Source organism: Pyrinomonas sp. (genome assembly GCF_040289685.1).
Taxonomy (GTDB): domain Bacteria; phylum Acidobacteriota; class Blastocatellia; order Pyrinomonadales; family Pyrinomonadaceae; genus Pyrinomonas.
In genome coordinates this window covers 19,425-39,933 of record NZ_PSLQ01000028.1, presented here as the reverse complement: position 1 = coordinate 39,933, position 20,509 = coordinate 19,425, and the positions used below count along the sequence as shown (strand labels likewise).

Sequence of the window (20,509 nt, the reverse complement as noted above, 5' to 3'; positions counted from 1 at the left end):
GCGTGCATCCGCTTGCGGATGCCCCTCAATTTATTGAGGGGAGGACGCCACCCACTTGAAAGCGCAACGCGCGAATGCCGACTCCAGCGCCGACGCGCACTCAGTTAACTTGAATGAGCTAAGCGCGATGCGCGAATTCCAACAGGTCATCGAGCTTGGCTTTCGCCAGTCCAATGCAAGTGTCGGCAGCGCCGTAGTACATCCAAACCTCGTCGCCGCGCAGCAATGCGCCGCAGGTGAAGACGATGTTGACGCCGTTGCCGACGCGCTCATATGGCGCGTTCGGACTGAAAGCTGGATGCCGACAACGAGCCACGACTTTGGCCGGATCGCTTAGGTCGAGCAGCGCGAGGCCAAGGCGGTAGTTGGGTGTGCCGGCGACGACCTTGACGCCATGGTAGATGATCAACCACCCTTGCGCCGTTTCGATCGGCACGGCGCCGGCTCCTACTCTCGCCCCATCCCACCACGTCCCGCCGCGCTCCGGCAAGACCATATGCGGATGCCCCCAATAGACCAAATCCTTGGAGCGAACGGTCCAGATGTGCGCGACATCGCCCGACGCCGGACGATGCAACATGACCCATTCGCCGTTGATGCGTCGCGGGAAAAGGGCGGCGTTTTTGTTCGGCGGCGAAAGAACCATCTCGATGCGTTGCACCGCGCGAAAGTCCCGGGTGCGCGCCAGCGCAACGCCCGGCCCCGGTGAACTGACGACGACGTAGGCGATGACGTACTCGCCGAGTTCTTCGACGTATGTGACGCGCGGGTCTTCGCAACCCAACTCTTCGTATGGGCTTTCCGGGTCCTCGGGCGCAAGCAGCGGCGTCGGCGCCACTTGCCAGCCACCGATGCCGTCGCGGCTGCGCGCGACGTAAAGGCGTGACCGACCGTCTTCGCCCTCGACGCGCAACAACAAGACCACTTCACCGTCCATCTCGGCGACTCCGGGGTTGTAAACGGCGATGGCTGGGAAAGGGAGGTCTTCCACCGTCAGGATCGGATTTTGCGGGTGGCGCTCGAACAGGTCCATGATGGCTCGAAATCTTATCACCTTCGGCACCGGCAGCAAATGAGAGAATTTCAACCCACACCGAAGAGGCCGACGCAACGGATTCGACCCTGTGCAGATCTCGCTTCCGCCCCGCGTGGTTTCATTCGGCGGCGATTGCGTTCGCCTGAAGCCGATGCTATATCTACGGCCTTATGGAACATCCGATCTGGGCATGGGCGGGCTTTACGCTTTTCATTTTGCTGATGCTCGCCATAGACCTCGGCCTCTTCAATCGCCGTTCACATACGGTCAGCTATCGCCAAGCGACGATTTGGAGCGTCGTTTGGGTTTCGCTGGCGCTGGCTTTTGCCACAGGAGTTTTTTACAAACTCGGACACACCAGAGGCATAGAGTTTTTAACTGGCTACCTCATCGAGTTATCGCTTTCGGTGGATAATCTGTTCGTCTTTTTGCTGATCTTCTCTTATTTCCGCGTCCCTGCCGAATTTCAGCATCGCGTCCTCTTCTGGGGCGTGCTCGGCGCGCTGGTCATGCGTGCAGCGATGATCCTGATGGGCGCTGCGTTGATCAGTCGGTTTCACTGGATCATTTACGTCTTCGGCGCCTTTCTCATCTTCACTGGGATTCGCATGTTGCGCCATGAGGAGAGCGAGATTCACCCGGAACAGAACCCGGTCGTGCGGCTCGTGACGCGCTACATGCCGATCACGCACTACTACGAAGGACAAAAATTCTTCACGCGCGTCGGCGGACGGTTGAGCGGCACGCTCCTCTTCCTCGTGCTGGTCATGGTCGAGACGACCGATCTCGTCTTCGCCGTCGACTCCATTCCGGCCATCTTCGCCGTCACGCGCGACCCGTTCATCGTTTACACGTCGAACGTCTTCGCCATCTTGGGACTGCGCACCTTCTATTTTCTGCTCGCCGGCGTGGTCGAAAAGTTCCACTACCTCAAGCTTGGTCTTTCGATCGTGCTGATCTTCATCGGCATCAAGATGCTGGGCGAAGACCTGATCGAAAAGTTCTACGGTTACCACATTCCGCCGCTTCTGCCGTTGTCCATAGTCGCAACGGTGCTGGCCGCATCGGTCATCGCATCGCTCATCTGGCCCAAACGTCCGGAGCTGCCCGTCGAGCCCGCTGCGCACAGCGATCCGTCGTTACGCGAAGAAGAGGAGATAGGATCGAAAAGGTAGCCGCTTCAACGCGCTCGCGGCCATGCCCTTCTTAAACGCACCTTTCGGCAGATCCCTTTGCCCCGCAACGTCATGGCGTAGCCGCGTGGGCGCGGCGAGGCACTATTGCCTTCGATGCGCTTGACCGCAGCGCGAATCAAGCTCCGCTGCACATGCCGACCGCTATTGCGGCACGTGATCGCGTTGATCGATCGCCGCTTGCTCGTCAACGGCGGAAAGTGTAGGCTGTATTCTTCGCTCGATCATGACGACGCTCACCCCAATGCTTCAGCAGTATCATGAACTAAAGCGCCGGTATCCCGGCACGCTCCTCTTCTTTCGCCTCGGCGACTTCTACGAACTCTTCTACGACGACGCCATCACGGGTGCGCGCGAGCTTGAGATCACGTTGACGGCCCGCCATAAGGAACGTGGCTCGCCCATCCCGATGTGCGGCGTGCCGCACCATTCAGCTGCAAGCTACATCGCGCGCCTCGTGCGCAAAGGCTACCGCGTCGCCATCTGCGAGCAGCTCGAAGACGCGAGCAAATCAAAGAAAATCATTCGGCGCGACGTCGTTCGCGTCATCACGCCGGGCACGGCCATTGACCCGCAGCTTCTCGACGCGCGCGAACCCGTCTATCTCGCCGCCGTCTGCGGCACGGGCACGACGTTCGGCGCCGCTTTCCTCGACCTTTCAACGGGCGAGTTTCGCGCGACCGAAACGACCGGACCAGAAGCCTGGGCACAGATCCGCAGCGAGATCGAACAGTTTGCGCCGCGCGAGCTTCTCTTCCCGGCCTCGCTTGCGCCCTTGATCCGCGAGACTTATGGGTTGGCAGCCGATGCTCTGCCGATGGATTCAACCAACACGGTGGCGCGCATTGCGCCCGTCCCGGAACTCGACCTCTCACTCACGCCGCTCGACGATTGGCTGTGGCAAAAGGAGGCGTGCGCCGAAACCTTGCGCGCGCAGTTCGACGTTCACGATCTATCCGGATACGGACTCGACGCGCATCCGGAAGCGGTGCGCGCCGCTGGGGCCTGTTTACGTTACGCGCGCGAAACGCAGCGCGATGCGGTCGCACACGTCGCCGAGATCGAGTATTTCGAAACGCAAGATTATCTCGTGCTCGATGCGGTCACAACGCGCAACCTCGAACTGTTCGAGTCGACAAGCCGCGCGGGACGCGAAGCGACGCTGCTCGGCGTCATTGACGCGACCGTGACGACCATGGGCGCGCGCCTTCTGCGCGCTTGGCTGCAGCGCCCGCTCATTGCGCGCGGCGAGATCGAAACTCGTCTCGATGCGGTGGCAGCCTTTCATCGCTCACAGGTGCTGCGCGACCGTTTGCGCGCCGCGCTGCGCGAGGTGGCCGATCTGGAGCGCTTGACGGCGCGACTCAACATGGCGACCGCCGGCCCCCGCGATCTCGTCGCTTTGCGCCGTTCGCTCGAACAGGTGCCAGCCGTCCGACGCGCGCTCGAAGGCGTAGAGGCATCGCTCGTTCGCGTGCTCGTCGAAGCGGCGGATGATCTGGCGGAGTCGCGTCAATTGATCGCCCGCGCGATCAGTGATGAACCGCCGGCTAACATCGCTGACGGCGGCGTTATCCGCGAAGGCTTCAACGAAGAGCTGGACCGATTGCGCGCCGTCTCGCGCGACGCCAAGCAGACCATCGCCGAAATGGAAGCGCGCGAACGCGCGCGCACCGGCATCGCCTCTTTGCGCATACGCTACAACGGCGTCTTCGGTTACTGCATCGAGGTTTCGAAAGCGAGCGCAACGCGCGTGCCCAAAGACTACGAGCGACGCCAAACGCTTTCGAACGTCGAACGGTTCACGACGCCCGAACTCAGAGAGTGGGAAGCGCAAGCGCGCGATGCTGAAACGCGCATCCTCGAACTAGAAAACCATATCTTCGCTGAACTACGCGCGCGCGTCGCCGCCGAAACCAAACGGCTTCAAACGACGGCGCGCGCGCTCGCCACGCTCGATGCGCTCGCGGCGCTTGCCGAAACGGCAGCGCAGCGCCGTTATGTACGCCCCATCCTTCACGATGGCGACGAACTCGAGATCGTTCAAGGCCGCCATCCGGTGATCGAGGCCAACAGTTCGGCGCCCTTCATCCCGAACGACCTTTACATGAACAACTCAACCGACCGCCTGCTGATCATCACCGGACCGAACATGGCCGGCAAGAGCACGCTGATGCGGCAGACAGCGCTCGTCGCTATTCTCGCCCAGATGGGATCGTTCGTCCCGGCGGAGCGCGCGCGCCTTCCCATCTTCGATCGCATCTGGACGCGCGTCGGAGCCTCAGACGATCTCGCTCACGGACGCTCGACCTTTATGGTCGAGATGACCGAAACGGCCAGCATACTGCGCGGCGCGACCCCGCGTTCGCTCGTCCTGCTCGATGAGATCGGGCGCGGCACGGCCACTTTCGATGGGCTTTCGCTCGCTTGGGCCGTCGCCGAATACCTGCACGATTCGCCGGAACACGCGGCCAAAACGCTCTTCGCCACGCATTACCATGAGCTGACGGAGCTGGCCGAACGGCTGCCGGGCGCGCAGAACTATCACGTCACCGTCGCCGAATCCGATGGACGCATCATCTTCCTCTACAAACTGGCGCGCGGACGAGCCTCCAAATCCTATGGCATCGAGGTCGCGCGACTCGCAGGGCTGCCGATGAGCGTCATCGAACGCGCGCGCGAGGTGCTTCAGAGACTGGAGCGCTACGAACTCGACGTCTTCGCTGAAGAGGAGTCAGCAATGACTGTTCGCGAAGAGAACGGCGATGCCCTCCGGCGCGCCGCGCGCAAGCTCCGTCGGCGGGCCATTGCGGCCCAAGCGACCCTGTTCGATGCCGTCAATCAGAGCTTGCTTGACGAGCTGCGAGCCGTTGATGTAGAAAGCCTCTCGCCCGAAGAGGCGCAGGCGCTGATCCGAGATCTGCAACGTCGTATGGTCTAGGTTGCAACTCGGATCCGACGATCGGCCGAGTCCGAACAGGTGACAAGCAGCGCCTCTCCCGCGCACAGGCATCCAACGCGGAGCGAAGTAAAGATTTCAGCCGAACCGCAACGAAAAAATGGACCAAGATTTCGCATCCCTTTCTCTCGAACAGAAAGTCGGACAACTGCTCTACATCGGACTTCCGGGACCAGAGCTTGACCGCGAAGCGCGCGCGCTCGTCGAGTACGTGCAACCGGGCGGCATCATCATCTTCGCGCGCAACGTCGCTTCACCCGAACAGCTCCGTTCGCTTCTCGATCAGATACGCGAGATGCTGCCCGTTGCGCCTCTGTTCGGTATCGATCAAGAAGGCGGGCTTGTCGACCGCTTACGCAAGATCGCTACTCCGATGCCGCCAGCTCGCGTCATCCGCCAAAAAGGCTCTCTTGCAGGCGCGCGTACGCTCGGGCGCGTCACGGGCGAGATACTGCGCCTCCTCGGTTTTAACATGAACTTCGCCCCCGTCCTCTCGATCATGACCGAAGAGCGCGACGTGCTGGCCAATGGCCTCTATTCGCGCTCGTTTGGACGCTCGCCCGGTGAAGTCTTAGGTTATGCGATGACCTATCTGCGTGCGCTACAGGGGACGGGCTGCTTGGGCTGCGTCAAACACTTTCCCGGCCTCGGCGCTGGCGAAGTCGATTCGCACGAAGAGATGCCCGTCATCCCGCTGTCGCACGACGATCTGATCGCGCACGATCTTGCCCCGTACATCGAACTCTTCACGCGCGAGGATCGCTTGGTCCACGCCGTCATGGTCGGACACGGTTGCTATCCGAACATCAGCGTCCGTCAGGGAGTGGTGAGCGGTCCGCTGATCCCAGCTTCGATCAACCCTGAAATCATCAACGGGCTACTGCGCACCGAACTCGGCTTCGACGAATTGGTCATCACGGATGATCTCGAGATGGGCGCCGTCGCGAAGCACTACGAGATCGAGGACGCCGCCGTGCGCGCAATCAACGCCGGCGAGGATATGCTTCTCATCTGCGCGCGGCCCGACCTGATCAAACGCGGGCGCGACGCTCTCATGCAAGCCGTCCGCAGCGGGCGCATTAGCCAAGAGCGACTGACTGAATCGCTTCGTCGCATCGCCGATTTCAAGGCGCTCGTCCAGCCGCCGCTTCCTTTCGATCCCGAACGCTTCCGTCAACTTTCCGACGAGATCGCGGCGCTCAACCGACAGTTGGATTACACTTATGGAGGGAAGATCTGAAAGCGACGAGACGAACGGCTGTTGCGACGCTTTCCCTTCGCCGATCTCGGATCTTCGCGCGCCGCGTTTCGACGAGAGAGATCGGTTCTCTCGACGGCGGCGATCTTGACCTCTCCCCCTCCCTTGCATCCACCCGTAGATACCGAGGAGGTTTCTGATGAGAAAAACGCTCAAGCTTTTTGCTGGCCTGTCTGCGACGAACTGGCGAATTGAATTCGTCATCCACTCGGCGCTCTTCATTTCATTCGTCGCGCTGTTCATCGTATCCGGTTGCCGTCGAGCGGAAGACCGCTTCGTCCTCGCGCTCGAAGCGCGCCCTGAAACTCTCGATCCGTTGCGCAGCACCGATGCCGCGAGCGAACGTTTGCGCCAGTTGATGTTCAACACGCTCGTCCGGAAAAACGAACGCTTCGAGTACGTCGGCGAACTGGCCGAAACGATCGAACCATCTTCCGACGCTCTCGCTTACACTTTCAAACTGCGCGACGGCGTGCGCTTTCATGACGGACGGCCATTGACGGCGACCGACGCAAAGTACACGCTCGATGCGCTGCTCGCTTCCGACTCGCGCAAAGCGGCCCCCTTTTTTGAAGGCGCGGGATCGAATAGGCAACCACGCATCTCCTCGATCGAAGCGCCGGACGCGCGCACGCTCGTCGTTCGCTTGAGCAAACCTTGGCCGGAACTTCTCGCCAACCTCGTCCCGATTGGCATCATCCCGCAAGGAAGCGCCGAACAACAGCGAGCGCAACCGTTGGGAAGCGGCCCGTTCCGATTCGAACGCTATGACGAATCGCAACAAGTGGTGGACCTCGCGGCGAACGAGAACTACTGGGAAGGCGCCCCAAAGATCAAGAGTTTGCGCGTGCGCGTGATTTTGGATGCCAACACGCTGCAAGCCGAATTGCGCGCCGGACGCATCTCGATGGCGATCAACACGAGCCTTTCGCCCGATGCTTACCGCGCGCTGGCACAGGATCCGAACCTGCAGGTGGTCCAGTCGCCGGGCGCAAACATCCAATACCTCGGCTTCAACGCGCAGGCCGATCTAGTCAAAGAGGCGCGCGTGCGTCAAGCGATCGCTTACGCGATCAACCGCGAAGAGATCGTGCGCAACCTCTTGCTCGGTCAAGCGCGCGTCGCGCACTCGATCCTGCCTGAATCCTCCTGGGCTTATGCGCCCGGCACCATCTACATGTTCGATCCCGCGCGGGCGAAACGCTTGCTCGACGAAGCTGGCCTACGCGACCCAGACGGAGACGGGCCGCGATTGCGCAACGAAGACCGGCCCATCAGCTTGAAGATCTCTTCGAGCAACGCGGTCGCACGCGCCGTCGCTGGCGTTATGCAGAACGAACTCAAACTGGTCGGGTTGAGATTGGAGATCGAGACTCTGGAAGATAACGTCCTACGCGACGCGCAACGCAATGGGCAATATCAAATGACCATCGGACGATGGGTCGGCGGCAATCAGGATCCTATCTTCTTGCGCGATCTGTTCGCCACCAACGGTGCCTTCAACCGCAGCCGCTACAGCAACCCGGAACTCGATCGCATCCTGCAAGAAGCGACTTCGACCGCCGACCGCGAGCGCGCACGCGCTCTTTACGTCGAAGCCCAACAGATCATCAGCCGCGATGTGCCGATGCTGCCGCTCTGGTACCCGGATAACATGATCGTCGCGCGGCGCAACGTCGGCAACATCAAGATCGATCCGAGCGGCGATTGGAGCTTCGTCCGCAACGTCACCGTGCAATGAACTGAAGACCAAAGGGCTTCGCCTCGAAAAGCGGTCTTCTCGCTCGAGCGTTCTTTAGCTCCCAAACGGCCTTGCGATTCTCCGCGCCTCTGCGATGAGGGCGGAGCAGGCCGCTTTGCGGTCCCAGCCGCTTTCGGGGGAAGCGGCCTTTAGAGCGCGAACGTGAAGGGAAACAGGGCCGCCCGTCGAAGCTCCCCGGTTAACTTCTGTCTCGAAGATGGATCGAACCATGGGAATCGCAGAAACCTTGTGAGCGGTTCGCTCCGTTTCCTCTGCACTTTCTCCCCTTGCGGTCACCAGCAGATTCGACTTCTGCATGCCTTTCATGAAGCCTTCTCGCTTCCCTCGCACGTGTGCTGCCAAGATGCTGCGTCAACCGATGAAGGTCTACGTCGCCCCTAAGTTAGAGATGTAGCTTCTGTCTGCAAAAGGCCGATCTCCTGAATCTTGCTTGAAGCTTCGAGGTTATCGGTGCGTCTGGCACGCGCTTTTTTCAAACCGAGTCGGGCGCGGCACTGCACTTGCTCGCTAAAGTGTAATGAACGCACATCTGTCGGCGATAGATCGCCAGAAGGGGTGACCTGCTGGGCACAAGTTGTTGCTCGCTCAGCCAATCGAAGAGAGGCAGCGATATGCTCGCAGTCAAAGGCTTAATTCCCTATCGCTCACATTGACGTTCGTCGCGTACTTTTCAACGCCATCTTTCAGGCAACAGACGAACGCAGCCGCGCCGTATGTCAAAGCCAAAATCGCCGAAATCGGCGTCAGATCCGACAAGCGGATGGAAGTCGTCTTGAAAGACAGCAGCAAGCTGAAAGGCTACATCGCCAAGATCGCCGACGATTATTTCGTCATCGCCGACCCTCGAAGCGGCACGATCAAGCGCGTCGCTTATTCACAAGTGCAGCAGATCAAAACGCCCAAGCTTTCGCCGAGAGTCAAACGCGCACTCATCTACTCAATCCTGTTCGGAGTGGGCGGAGCCATAATCGCAGACATATGTTCGACGAATTGAAGCGCTTCGAGCTACCGCCCTTCGTCATAAACCGCCTTGGTCGAATCGGTCCATCTGAAAACATTCGATCCCTTTGCGGCGGCGATTCGGCGCGCGATGGGTTCCTATGGTGTTCGTCTTTTTCCCTCAAAGGTCTCAGCCGTTTCGCCCGAGGCGAAGAAGCGGCAACCTCGCAGCACGCCGCCTCATCTCAACCTTCGATCGCGCTGGCGGTCGCAAATGATGTCACGCACTTTACGCCAAACTCTTCAAGTCGCGCTGCTCGCCTTGGCGTTCACGCTTGGCGGATGCGCCGTTCTGCCGACGGCCAAACCCGCACCGCAGGCTACCTCTGCGGATAGGGTCACGCGCCCGACGAGCGAACCATACAAAGGGGATCTTTCGATCTTCGAGGATCCGGAACGCGATCGGAAATTGCAGATCGAGCGCGTCATGGACATCCTCGGCGTCAAAGCTGGAGCGAACGTCGCAGATATCGGCGCCGGCTCTGGATGGTTTACGGTCAGGGCCGCGCGGCGCGTTGGACCGATGGGCACGGTTTATGCCGTTGAGATCAACCGCGATTATCTGAGGTACATCGAAGAGCGCGCACAGCGAGAACGCTTGACTAACATTCGCACCGTGCTAGGCAAAGAGGACGATCCGCTTCTTCCGCTAGCGAGCATCGATGCCGTGCTCATCTTGAAGACATATCACGAGATCGCGCAGCCTGTGCGCCTGATGAAGAATCTACGCCGCGCTTTGCGCAAAGGAGCACTGGTCGGCATCATTGACCGTAACGGGACGGGCGACGATCATGGCGTCGCACGCGAGACGGTGGTCGAGGAAGTCGGGCGCGCTGGATTCGAACTGGTCGCCGATTACGACTTCGTCAAACCTGATGGCATGGACTATTTTCTCATCTTCCGGGCGACGGGACGCTGATCTCGCAAGCTCTGCCATCATCGCTCGAAAAGCGCGCCCTGCTCGCTTGGACGCCGGAAAGTTCGTCTTCGCGCGTTGCGCGTGCTGTTGAATCCGAGCCGACGACAGTAAACGTCAAAAAGACGTTCAGCCATGCGCCACTGCTCGCTTGTCCCTTTCATGCGCGCGCCGAATTCGCTCGCATAGAGCTTGCCGCCGCGCTCTTCGCGGATGTGGTTCAAGATACGCGCGGCGCGAGTCGGCAATTTCGCTCGCACCTGTTCTTCGAAGTAGGGCGCGACGCTTCCTGGCAAACGCAGCATGGTCATCCAAGCCGTGCGCGCGCCCGCTTCATGCGCTCGTTTGAGGAGTTCTGGAATGTCTGCGTCATTCAATCCGGGGATGACCGGCGCGATCCCGATGCCGACAGGGATGCCGACTTCCGCAAGCTCACGCATGGCGCGAAAGCGCGCATCAGGCAGCGCCGTAAAAGGTTCCAACGCGCGCGAGATTTCGGGGTCGCGGAAAGGGATCGAGAAATGGACGGCGCAATCAGCCTCTTCGACCAATCTTCGCAACAGATCTTTGTCTCGTCGGACCAGCGCCGATTTCGTCACGATGCTTACCGGTTGGCGATAATCCAAACAGACCTCCAAGCAACGGCGCGTTAAGCGATAGTGCGCCTCCAGCGGCAAATAAGGATCGGAGGTGAATGAGAAGACCAGCAGGTCGCCGCGCCATGATGGGCGGTCCAGTTCGGCGCGCAACAGTTCAGCCGCCCGCACCTTGACGACGATCTTGGTTTCAAAATCGGTCCCCGCACCGAATCCCAAATACTCGTGCGTCGGACGCGAAAAACAGTAGCTGCAAGCGTGCGTGCAGCCGCGATAGCAGTTCACCGAATAGTCGAAACCGATGTCTGGACTGTTGTTGCTTGTGATGATGCACCGCGTTTCGGTCTCTTCGTAGATCTCCAGCCGCGCTTCGGGCGGCTCGCCGATCCATTCGACCTCTTCGCTCGCCCAAGGATTGGGCGGATTGCTGATGTAACGCATAGGACGGAAAATAAAGGGCGCTGAAAACCGATGAGAAAATCGAATCTCGTCCTTCAAGGCTCTGTTTTTCAACTCCGACGAACGAAGGCTAATGTTTCCGTCTCAATTCGAACCTCAAACCGCATCCTACAATCCCGACGGACGAGCGCTCAGCGCATGAAAAGCCGTTCGAGCTTCCCCAGACTTTCAAGCGGCGCGTTTCAACTGCCGCTGCGGATCATACTCGCGCGCTAAATAACGACGCGCGATGAACTTCAACGTCGCCACGATGTGTTTGCACTCGAAGCCCGGCACGGCATCGCCACGAAAGGCGAAATCGGCGCAGGTGCAGACCAGACGGCGAGTCTGCGGATCACAAAATAGATGGTAGATCAGATTCGGATCAGACTCCGAACGGGCGATCCAGCCATATGGCTCAGCCTCGCAGACGGAAACGCGCTCAGCGCGCACGACCCGCCGCTCTGTCGGCAACAGATCCTCGATTCGCTTTTTCTCCCCTTTGCGCGCCGAAAGGTTGATCTTTCTATCTTCTCGCTTCGTCAGATCTTCGCTCATCCCATCGCCAGCTCCCTTTCATGAGAGTTATGATACCACTTTGTCTTCTACGAGACAAAATTGCATCAGCAAAACAAAAGTGGCTTATCCAGCGAACCGCTTGCTGTGGTTTGAATAGCCGTATCGCCGCTTGAAGCGACGCGCAACGCCGACTACCGCGCGACGTATCACGCCGTGTGGGCTGAATAACCGTAACCCCCGCTCGAAGCGGCAGCGCGCCGTCACGGTGAAATACCTTATGGGCACGGGAGTTGCGCCTTGCCTGTGAATCCGTTGTTAAGGGGGAACCGAGGAATGGCCGAATTCTTGTCTTTTCCTATCGAATCGCTTTCAGCCCTCTCGATAAAGGCTTGCGACTTCCTTTCCGACAAAGAGGCGTTCCAGCGTTAAACGACGGAAGTTAAATATGTCGTGCAACTTCTGGCGCACGACTAGCGAGTTGGCCAATTGTCCCAAGGGGCCGAACGGAAGGGCGTAATGAACGATGTCTTGCATCTCGACCCCGTCTGGCGTTTCGTCGAAGATGTGCTGATGGTGCCAGAACCTGTAAGGGCCGAAGCGCTGTTCATCGACGAAGAGGCGGGGCTCCGCGACGTGCGTGATCTCGGTCACCCAGCCGACGGGCCAACCGAGCAGAGGGCTGACCCGATAGGTGATGATCAACCCGGCGTACATCTTTTCGGGGATTTCGCTGGTGATGCGGAAGTTCAACCATGGAGGCGTGATCACCGGTAAGTTGCGCGGATCGGAGAAGAAGCGCCATGCCTCGTCGAGTCCGATGGGCAATCGTTGCGTGAAGTGAAGGCGATGGATCTTCATCTTTCTCTGCGACGATCCTACGTGCTCTTTGTTGACGAATTCACGCCGAAGCTTCAACGAAAGTATTGAAAATTCATCGCCGTTCGCGCATCGCTTTGCACAATCGGCGGCGCGCATGGCACGCGAGGTCTCGCGGCTCTTCCTCAACCACCACTAAACGCCGCCCATACGCAGATTTTCCGCGCTGAGAAGCGCAACGGCAACATCTATGCAAATGCCCGAAAGCAGAAGAGAGAAAGCCGTTGCAATTTTCGAGGGAAGCTTCGTCCGGTGCCGATAATCGACGGAGCGTGCCTCTGTTGGCCAACGAAGACTGCGTGAGGCATAGGAACGCGAGCAAGATCGCGCAACATCGTCGTATCGAGTTGCAGCGCATCGAGCAAGAGCTTTACGCAGAGCCTCATGAAGCTTCGTCTTCAGAGCGCAACGCCGTTTCGATTTCGCCCCGCGAAACGGCTCCTTCGCGTATAACCGAGGGCGCATCGTGTCGGCTTACGTCGAGCACCGTTGAAGGGAGATCGAGCTGCGCGCTGCCGCCATCGACGATCAACGCAAGTCCGGTAGGGAAATAGCTGCGGACCATCTCCGCTGTGCGCGCTGGCTCACTGCCCGACGGATTGGCGCTGGTCGCCGTCAACAGACCACCGCAGGCGCGCGCCAGCGCGCGCACGGCTTCAGTTGCTGGGACCCTGATGCCCACCGTGCCTGTTCCGGCGGTCAATTCTTCGGGCACATCTTGCCGCGCGCGCACTATGAGCGTCAACGGACCGGGCCAGAACCTCGCGCTGAAAAGATCGAATAAGGGGGTCCGTTCGACCATCAAACGCGAGGCCGCTTCCATGTCGCTGGCGATGACCAAGATCGGCTTCCCTTCGTCCCGACCCTTGAGCCGAAAGATGGCCCGTAAAGCGACAGGATTGAATGGGTCGGCGCCCAAACCGTAAAAAGTATCGGTGAGAAACGCGATGACGCCCCCTGCGGCGACAGCTTCTCTAGCTAGCGCGCGCGCCTTTTCGCCATCTTTAACGATCTTCGTCAAATGATCGCTCATGCTCCTTATCGCTTGGTCCATCGGCTTTTCGGCGCTAGTCCTCTCGCGCCGTCCACCCTTTCAGTGAGCCGCCGAACTTACAACTTCACCCCGTATCCTAGACCATCCCCAAGCGGTAACACCAGCGCGCGCATTTGGCCATCGGTTACAAAGCGCTGATTGAACCGCCGCAAAGCTTCCGTCTCCTCATCTTGCGCGCCCTGCGCGATCAATCCCCGCCAAAGGAGATTGTCCACGATGACGACGCCACCTGAGCGCAACAGCCTTAGCGTGTGGTCGAGATATGCTTCGTACTCGCGCTTGTTGGCGTCGATGAAGACCAAATCGAAACTTTCGGGTTCCATGCCGGGTAGTACTTCCAACGCTCGTCCGCGCGCAATCTGTATGCGACTTTCAACCCCAGCACGATGAAAGAAGTGCGTGGCGCGTTCGATCATCTCGTCCTTGGCCTCGATGGCGACGACGCTGCTTCCCTCGCCCATCGCCTGAGCCATGATGACGGTCGAGTAGCCGATCGCCATGCCGATTTCGAGCGCGCGACGCGCGCCGGCAGCACGCGCTGCAATCTCGATGAACAGCGCGACCTCACGATCGGCGATGGGGATTCGATGCTGTGCAGCCAGATCTTCCATCTCCTGCAAGAGAGGCGCGCTTGGCGGCAGGAGCGTCTCCAAGTACTCCGCTTGCTCGCGTTGCAGGATGGCGTCGATGCTCCCTTTCACGTGCATCCTCTGATGTCAACTGGATCGAAGAGCCTCTTAGCATCGAACTTATCGGTCACGAAGGCGGTTCGAAATTGTGGAGAATTTCCTTCGCGAGAGCCGGCGACGGATCAGCGCCGCAGGCGGATTCAGCGGGCTTTCAGCAAGCGTCATCCGTCTCTTCCGTTGGGACGTAACGGCGCGCGAGTCCCAATTCACGAAGCTTGTGTTGCAGCGATTGCCGGTGCATGCCGAGCAATTGGGCGGCGCGCGTAACGTTGCCTCCTGTGGATTCCAGACAGCGCGCGATGTATGCGCGTTCGAACTCGCGCCGATCGGCACGGAAGTTCATGGTGAAGGGCACGCGCAGCGATGGGCTATCGTTTTCGTCTTCCGCTCGCACGGAGCGTCGCTCAAGCGCCAGATCGCGCGCCGTGATCTCTCGCCCCTCGGCCATGATCACGGCGCGTTCGACGGCGTTGCGCAACTCGCGCACGTTGCCGCGCCAGTCATGCTCGACGAGCGAGCGCAGCGCGGCTGACGAAAATGGCCGGGAGGTGACGCCGTACCTTTGCGCCGCGTTCTGGGCGAAGGCTGCTGCAAGCAGCGGGATATCCTCGCGTCGTTCGCGCAGCGGCGGGATTTCGATCGTCACCACGCGCAGCCGAAAGAAGAGATCGGCGCGAAAGTTGCCAGCTTCAATCTCCCGTTCGAGATCGCGGTGCGTGGCGCTGACGATGCGCACATCGACCGGAATCGGTTCCGAACCGCCCAGCCTTTCGATCGCCCGCTCTTCAATGGCGCGCAGCAACTTCGCTTGCACGGCGACGCTCATGTCGCCGATCTCATCGAGAAAGAGCGTGCCGCCTGAAGCCTGCTCGAATTTGCCCTGTCGGCGCATGGTCGCGCCGGTGAAAGCCCCTTTCTCATGGCCGAAGAGTTCGGATTCGATCAATTCCGACGGGAGTGCGGCGCAGTTGACGGCGACGAACCGACCACGCCGGCGGCTCCGCTCGTGAATGGCGCGTGCGACCAACTCTTTGCCCGTGCCCGATTCGCCGCGAATAAGCACGGTCGCGTCCGTCTCCGCCACTTTGTCGATCATCGCACGCACCTTCTCCATCGCCGCCGACTGGCCCAGCAGCCTCGCCGTCGCCGCTTCGAGTTCGAGCGAACGGCGTAGGGCTTCGTTCTCGCGTCGCAAGCGAACGGTCTCGAGCGCGTTGCGCACAACGAGCCGAAGGTCGTCCACGTCAAAAGGCTTAGCGAGGTAGTCGTAGGCGCCCGATTTGATCGCCTCCACGGCCATGCGTTCGGATCCGTAGGCCGTGATGATGATGACCAACGGCCCTTCGCTCGCAACCTGCCATTCGTTCAGCAAAGCGAGGCCGTTCGCCCCCGGCAAGTTCACATCGAGCAAGATGACATCGGGGCGCGAGCTGCCCAACTCGCGCCGCGCCTCTTCAGCATCTCTGGCTTCGATCAAGTCAGCCCCAAGCGATGTGAGCGCGCGTCGCATCCCGTAACGTGCCGCCTCTTCATCGTCGACGATCAGAACGCGCAGTTTCGAGTCCATTTCCTGCTCTCCCAGCCAACGGTCTTTGCGTGCGGGGAACTGTTCCGCGCGCAGTATGCCAGTTTGCCACGAACGGGATGTGAAATCGAAGCGCAAATTCACGACGACGCGCGACGCAAGTTGATCACCCAAATCAGGCTCTCGCCGGTCGCCAAATCCAAGCTCCCGGCGATGATCGGTTCATCTTCGCGCACGAAGAAGCTGCTCGATATACCGACGTTTTCGACCTCGGAATGCATGTCGGGCGCGCGAAATGGCAATCTCAGCGACAGCTCCGCCGTCAAAACCGGGGATGAAGCGAAGTCTTTGAGTGACCCTCTGATGAGGTAATGGATCTTGCTTTCGGCAAGTCTCTGTAAGAAGTCGGCTGAGTAGCGCACGCCCGAAAGCTGGAAGGTAGTCCCGCTCGTCACTTTGCCGAGAAGCTTCAGGCCGATCCGATAACTGTTCAGCGGAAGTTCCGCACACAATCGTTTGAGCACGGGAGTTAGGCTCGACGGCAAGCGCGTCTCGGCGCCCGTCTTCGATCCGACGATCAAGTAGATCTCCATATCGAACTCCGCGCGGCTCGACGGCGTGCGTTCAACCCGCGTCTCTTGCGCGACGATGTTTGTCGCCAACACGAAGAAGAAGACCAAAGCGCAAATCATCTTTCGCTTCATCTCTCTCGATCCTCCTTCACCTCGATCGTTCAGCACACAACAGCGAAACGCTCGTATCCTAACCTCCGAATTTTACAGCTCCCCGAATCAGCCGGCAGCGCGCGATACGCTCGGATCCCGCCTTCCAAGTTTCGCGGCGACACAAGTGCCTTTGCACAGACGCTTGCTCGCTCGACCGGGAAAGCGCTCATCATCGCTTCCCGAAAGACCCAGCGACCGTGCTACCTATCCGCAGCGGGACGAGGCCTCAGCACGCTGGCCACAAGCAAGCCCCTTATCTCCGGATTTGACCTTGAAACTCAAGGTGATGGGGCGCGTCTCAGCACGCTGGCCACAAGCAAGCCCCTTATCTCCCTTCCTCCACCGGCGTCTAGCGGCAAAGCCTCAGCAAAGTGACCACAAGCAGTTGTGTTGCGACCACCGGAGGTTGTGGGTCCGCTGTTCCGCACCACTGCTGACTCGCCGCCGTTCACACCGTTCGTTAAGACGGCGCAAGTAGCGCCAAGGCTCCCGGTTAAATTCCGCGTCCGACCAACCGCTTGATCGGGGGAGAGCATGCAGATGAGGCCGCTTTCAACTCTGCGGGCCGCAACAGTAAACACGCCGGACGTGCTGCGCGCGATGCGAAATCTTTGGCTTGACCGACTCGTACATCTCGCACAACGCCGCCCTGCTCGCTCCCGCTTCGTGCGAGGCAAAAGCTTCAACCAGTTTCAACGGCGGCGCAAACAACCGTCCCGTCCTACCAAGCCCGGCATCTTGAACCGCTCAAAACCACTTGTGTTGAAGGGACGCAAAAGACCTTCGCAAACTCCGCCGCATTCGACGACCAAGGAAACACGGCGTCCACCTAGAGCAATGCCCAACGCTTCGATGCGCTTGTTGACTTGGGCTGCCTCTGAGTACGTCCTGATGATCCTTGATAGAGCAATGCCCAACGCTTCGACGCGCTTGTTGACAGCAGCGAATTATCATGCTGAAGCACGGCATCCGACCAAAGCAACGCACGACAACCAGCAAAAATTTACATACAATAGACTCGCTGAAACGCGACACCCGATGCTTTCGACCCAAGATCAAAAGCGGCTTGTTGCGAAGGTCCGCCGGGCCGTTTGGGAGGAGGGATTTTTGGAAGCGCCCGCGCTTTCAAAATATATTTTCCAAGGCGACGAAACCACGACCCCCGACTTTCATCCTCCGTCGCGAATCGGCTCGTTTTTGGTCCGGAGTTGAAACCACAAGGAGACCTCGAGTCAATGTTCAAGCTTAGACTTCTAGCCATCGCTCCCTTCCTCTCTTTGTTTTTGGCGCCCTTTGCCGTGACGCGCGCCGATCAAATCACCATCACGAATGGAAGCGCCAGCGTCGGGCGGATCATGGGCGGTCCGTTTCAGCTTCAAGGCGGCGGAGCGACGCTCACCGGCGCGGTCAATTACGGGCACGGTGCCACCGATTGGTACCGAGCTGGCGACACGGTTAACGTTTCGACCTACAACGTCGGGCTGGACGTGCGGTCCGGCACGGCGACGGTCAACGGGAACAGTTACAACCCGATCTACTACGACGGGTTCTTGCGCTTCACGGCAAGTTTAAACATCCCGCCCGTGTCGGCCCCGGAACGCTTCTCGGTTACTACGCCCTTCTCCTTTCAGGGCCTTTTGCGCGGTTGCACGACAAGCACTATTTCAGGCTGCCCTGGCGGTTACGTCTTCAGCTTCGATCTCATAGGAGCAGGGATTGCGACCGTCTATTTACGCACCTTTCTTTTGGACGGTCAGAGACAGTACCTCGTCGAGAACGTCGATTACAACTTCACGCCGGTGCCGGAGCCGACGACCCTTCTGCTGCTTGGGACGGGGCTAGCCGGATTCGCCCTACGACGACGTGCGATGAACCGCTAAGCGAGCAGTCCGCCACTGCAAGCGTCGACGGAAGCGATCTTCAGCTTGGCCCGACGCTAGGCAAAAGCAACTCAAAGCATGCGCCGCCGCCGTTCTCTTCCGCAACGAGCCGCGCGCTGCCGCCGACCTCCTCCATGCGTTTGCGGACGATGGCCAATCCCAGTCCCGTGCCGCGCTGGCGCGTCGTGAAGAAAGGCTCCCAAATCTTCTCGCGCAAATGCGCAGGGATGCCCGGACCATCGTCTGTGACGCGAAAGACGATCGCTTTCTCTTGCGCCACAAGATCTAGCCGGACGCGCCCGCTCGTCTGCAACGCTTGCATGGCGTTGGCGACGAGATTGAATAAAGCATCGCGCACGGCTTCTGCTTGCTGGGCGTTGAGCACGAAATCCGCTTCGATACGCTGTTCCAAGCTGATGCCGCGTTGCGCTGCTTCGGCTTGAAAGAGGGCGATCGTTTGCTGGACCAGTTCGCTGGCCCGCCTGTTCATCGTTTCCGCGACCGGTGAGCGTCGCGCGAAACTGAGCAGTTGATTGAGCGTCCGACTCAAGCGATCCGCCTCGCCGACGATCAACTCAAGGTCGCGCTCATACTCTTTGCGCAAGCTCTCATCTTCGCGCATCACTTGTGCGATCGCTTTGATCGCAGCGAGTGGGTTTTTGATCTCATGCGCGACTGTAGCCGCCATTCGCCCAAGTGCTGCCAGCCGTTCGCCGTGGGCTAGTTCGCGCTCCAAAGCGATGTTCTCCTCAATCAAGCGACAGTCTCGAATGACGAGCGCGATCTGTCCAGCCAAAACGTCCAGCGCGCCGCGCGCTTCAGGCGCGATCTCATGGGCCTTGACCAACATGAGACCGAGCAGTTCGTCACCCCAACGAAGCGCGCGTGCCGCACTCCACCCTCGTTCGGCAAGCGCATCATCGGCTTCAAGCCAGTCGCACGCGTGAGCGCGTTCCCACAGCTTCGCTTCCCATGCTCCTGTGTTCCCATCGCCAGAAGCGAACGGGACGATGAAGGCGACCTGTTCCACGCCAAGCGCGCCCTCGATCCTTCGCGCCGCCGCGGCGAGGAATTCCAGTAGACGCTCGCGCGACCATCGCTGCCGTTCGGCCTTGCCGAGCAGATCACGATAGACTTCAGTTTCGCGGGCGAAGAGTTCGTGCACCCAACCTCGTAACCAACGGTGCAACGGAACGGCAACGAGCGCAAGCGCCAAGATCAACAGCGCTTCCACTGCTCCCTCGCGCAGACCGTAGGCTTTTGTCAACCAATCGCCGAACGCCCGCACGCCATAAAGGTAGAAGAGCAAGATAAAAACGGCGAAGACGGCAACGAACAAGCTGCGTTCAATGATCAGCTCCAGGTAACGGTAACGGTAGATGTGATACGCAAGCAACGCCGTCGGCAAGAGCGAACCAAGGTTGGCCATCGTCTGCAAGTACGCGCCCCACGGCGATCGCGCACCGACGCCAACAGCGTAGACGGCGAGAATGAGCGCAGCGATGATGATGAAAGAGCTGGCGAGCGTGATCATCAGCCTTCGCTGGCTCGCCTCACGGCTTGCGCGCGCGATCAGCAGATCTGTTCCAGCCACGAGAAAGAGGACGTAAGCGGCCCAGAGGGCGAAAGGCAAGACCAAGTGCGCGAGCTTCTCGAACATCGGCGCATAGGGGCCGTTCCATATCGGCGGCACGGCGATCGTCAAGAACAGGAGCGGAATGTACGAAAGGCAGACTCTGATCCGCTCGAAGCGCGTAAAGGCTCTATGTCGCGCGTTCGCCCACAAGTGAAGGTGCACGTGAAGCAAGAGCGAATAGGCAAGCGTGATTGAGACGACGGCCACCGTGTCAGCCACGCGCGGCCAAGCGCTCCAACGCTCCACGCCGAGCGCGCGACGCAGAACGAGCGCGAAATTGCTCGCGTGCCACAGCCCAACGGCTACCGTCAGCAGGAGCAACACGCGCTCGAGTGCACCGCGCCGCTTGCTTAGCAAAAGCTTGCCGATCCACAGATGCAACGCGGCACCCGTGCTGTAGCCGACGAGTTGAACGATCTCCAGCGGGGTCATTCTTCTTGCCGTTGAG

At 59.8% G+C, this 20,509-nt stretch carries 17 protein-coding genes; 8 read left to right on the top strand and 9 right to left on the bottom strand.

From position 1 onward, the window contains the following. Window positions 1–118 precede the first annotated feature (118 nt). A complete protein-coding gene (locus tag C4334_RS07915) occupies window positions 119–1,054 on the bottom strand; it encodes a glycoside hydrolase family 130 protein (RefSeq protein ID WP_352431546.1) in 936 nt (311 codons plus the stop codon). Window positions 1,055–1,206: 152 nt separating this feature from the next. Between C4334_RS07915 and C4334_RS07910 the strand changes: the two genes are divergently transcribed. The 6 genes from C4334_RS07910 to C4334_RS07885 all read left to right on the top strand — a co-directional run bounded on the left by C4334_RS07910 (window position 1,207) and on the right by C4334_RS07885 (window position 10,126). After that, window positions 1,207–2,211 carry a TerC family protein gene (locus tag C4334_RS07910; protein WP_352431545.1) on the top strand — a complete coding sequence of 335 codons (1,005 nt, stop codon included), beginning with the start codon at window positions 1,207–1,209 and terminating at the stop codon, window positions 2,209–2,211. Between the two features lie 244 nt (window positions 2,212–2,455). Continuing rightward, the gene (gene mutS, locus C4334_RS07905) at window positions 2,456–5,170 is read left to right on the top strand and encodes a DNA mismatch repair protein MutS (RefSeq protein ID WP_352431544.1); all 2,715 of its coding nucleotides are present in this window, start codon (window positions 2,456–2,458) and stop codon (window positions 5,168–5,170) included. Between the two features lie 118 nt (window positions 5,171–5,288). Continuing rightward, the gene (locus tag C4334_RS07900; protein ID WP_352431543.1) at window positions 5,289–6,428 is read left to right on the top strand and encodes a glycoside hydrolase family 3 N-terminal domain-containing protein; all 1,140 of its coding nucleotides are present in this window, start codon (window positions 5,289–5,291) and stop codon (window positions 6,426–6,428) included. A 157-nt stretch (window positions 6,429–6,585) separates the two neighbouring features. Then, the gene (locus tag C4334_RS07895; protein ID WP_352431542.1) at window positions 6,586–8,187 is read left to right on the top strand and encodes an ABC transporter substrate-binding protein; all 1,602 of its coding nucleotides are present in this window, start codon (window positions 6,586–6,588) and stop codon (window positions 8,185–8,187) included. Window positions 8,188–8,968: 781 nt separating this feature from the next. After that, window positions 8,969–9,202 (top strand): hypothetical protein, encoded by a 234-nt coding sequence (locus tag C4334_RS07890; protein WP_352431541.1) that lies wholly within the window; start codon window positions 8,969–8,971, stop codon window positions 9,200–9,202. A gap of 222 nt (window positions 9,203–9,424) precedes the next feature. Further along, window positions 9,425–10,126 (top strand): methyltransferase domain-containing protein, encoded by a 702-nt coding sequence (locus tag C4334_RS07885; protein ID WP_352431540.1) that lies wholly within the window; start codon window positions 9,425–9,427, stop codon window positions 10,124–10,126. A gap of 17 nt (window positions 10,127–10,143) precedes the next feature. Here C4334_RS07885 and C4334_RS07880 read toward each other — a convergent pair whose 3' ends face one another. From C4334_RS07880 to C4334_RS07850, 7 genes are all read right to left on the bottom strand, one after another. After that, window positions 10,144–11,160, bottom strand: coding sequence for a PA0069 family radical SAM protein (locus C4334_RS07880; RefSeq protein ID WP_352431539.1), 1,017 nt, complete (start codon window positions 11,158–11,160; stop codon window positions 10,144–10,146). A 186-nt stretch (window positions 11,161–11,346) separates the two neighbouring features. Beyond that, entirely contained in the window at window positions 11,347–11,715 is a 369-nt protein-coding gene (locus C4334_RS07875; RefSeq protein WP_352431538.1) for a hypothetical protein, read from the bottom strand. Between the two features lie 330 nt (window positions 11,716–12,045). Further along, a complete protein-coding gene (locus C4334_RS07870; RefSeq protein WP_352431537.1) occupies window positions 12,046–12,534 on the bottom strand; it encodes an SRPBCC family protein in 489 nt (162 codons plus the stop codon). Window positions 12,535–12,934: 400 nt separating this feature from the next. Then, the gene (locus C4334_RS07865; protein ID WP_352431536.1) at window positions 12,935–13,585 is read right to left on the bottom strand and encodes an L-threonylcarbamoyladenylate synthase; all 651 of its coding nucleotides are present in this window, start codon (window positions 13,583–13,585) and stop codon (window positions 12,935–12,937) included. Window positions 13,586–13,662: 77 nt separating this feature from the next. Next, entirely contained in the window at window positions 13,663–14,313 is a 651-nt protein-coding gene (locus tag C4334_RS07860; RefSeq protein WP_352431535.1) for an O-methyltransferase, read from the bottom strand. A gap of 133 nt (window positions 14,314–14,446) precedes the next feature. Next, entirely contained in the window at window positions 14,447–15,862 is a 1,416-nt protein-coding gene (locus C4334_RS07855) for a sigma-54-dependent transcriptional regulator (protein WP_352431534.1), read from the bottom strand. 98 nt (window positions 15,863–15,960) lie between these two features. Further along, on the bottom strand, window positions 15,961–16,524 hold the full coding sequence (locus C4334_RS07850) for a hypothetical protein (RefSeq protein ID WP_352431533.1): 564 nt from the start codon (window positions 16,522–16,524) through the stop codon (window positions 15,961–15,963). A gap of 555 nt (window positions 16,525–17,079) precedes the next feature. Here C4334_RS07850 and C4334_RS07845 point away from each other — a divergent pair. After that, complete coding sequence (locus C4334_RS07845; RefSeq protein ID WP_352431532.1) at window positions 17,080–17,757, top strand: hypothetical protein; 678 nt, start codon at window positions 17,080–17,082, stop codon at window positions 17,755–17,757. Between the two features lie 23 nt (window positions 17,758–17,780). Next, window positions 17,781–18,425 (top strand): PEP-CTERM sorting domain-containing protein, encoded by a 645-nt coding sequence (locus tag C4334_RS07840; RefSeq protein ID WP_352431531.1) that lies wholly within the window; start codon window positions 17,781–17,783, stop codon window positions 18,423–18,425. Window positions 18,426–18,465: 40 nt separating this feature from the next. Here C4334_RS07840 and C4334_RS07835 read toward each other — a convergent pair whose 3' ends face one another. Continuing rightward, window positions 18,466–20,493, bottom strand: a complete 2,028-nt coding sequence (locus C4334_RS07835) for a sensor histidine kinase (RefSeq protein ID WP_352431530.1) — start codon at window positions 20,491–20,493, stop codon at window positions 18,466–18,468. Between the last annotated feature and the right edge of the window lie 16 nt (window positions 20,494–20,509).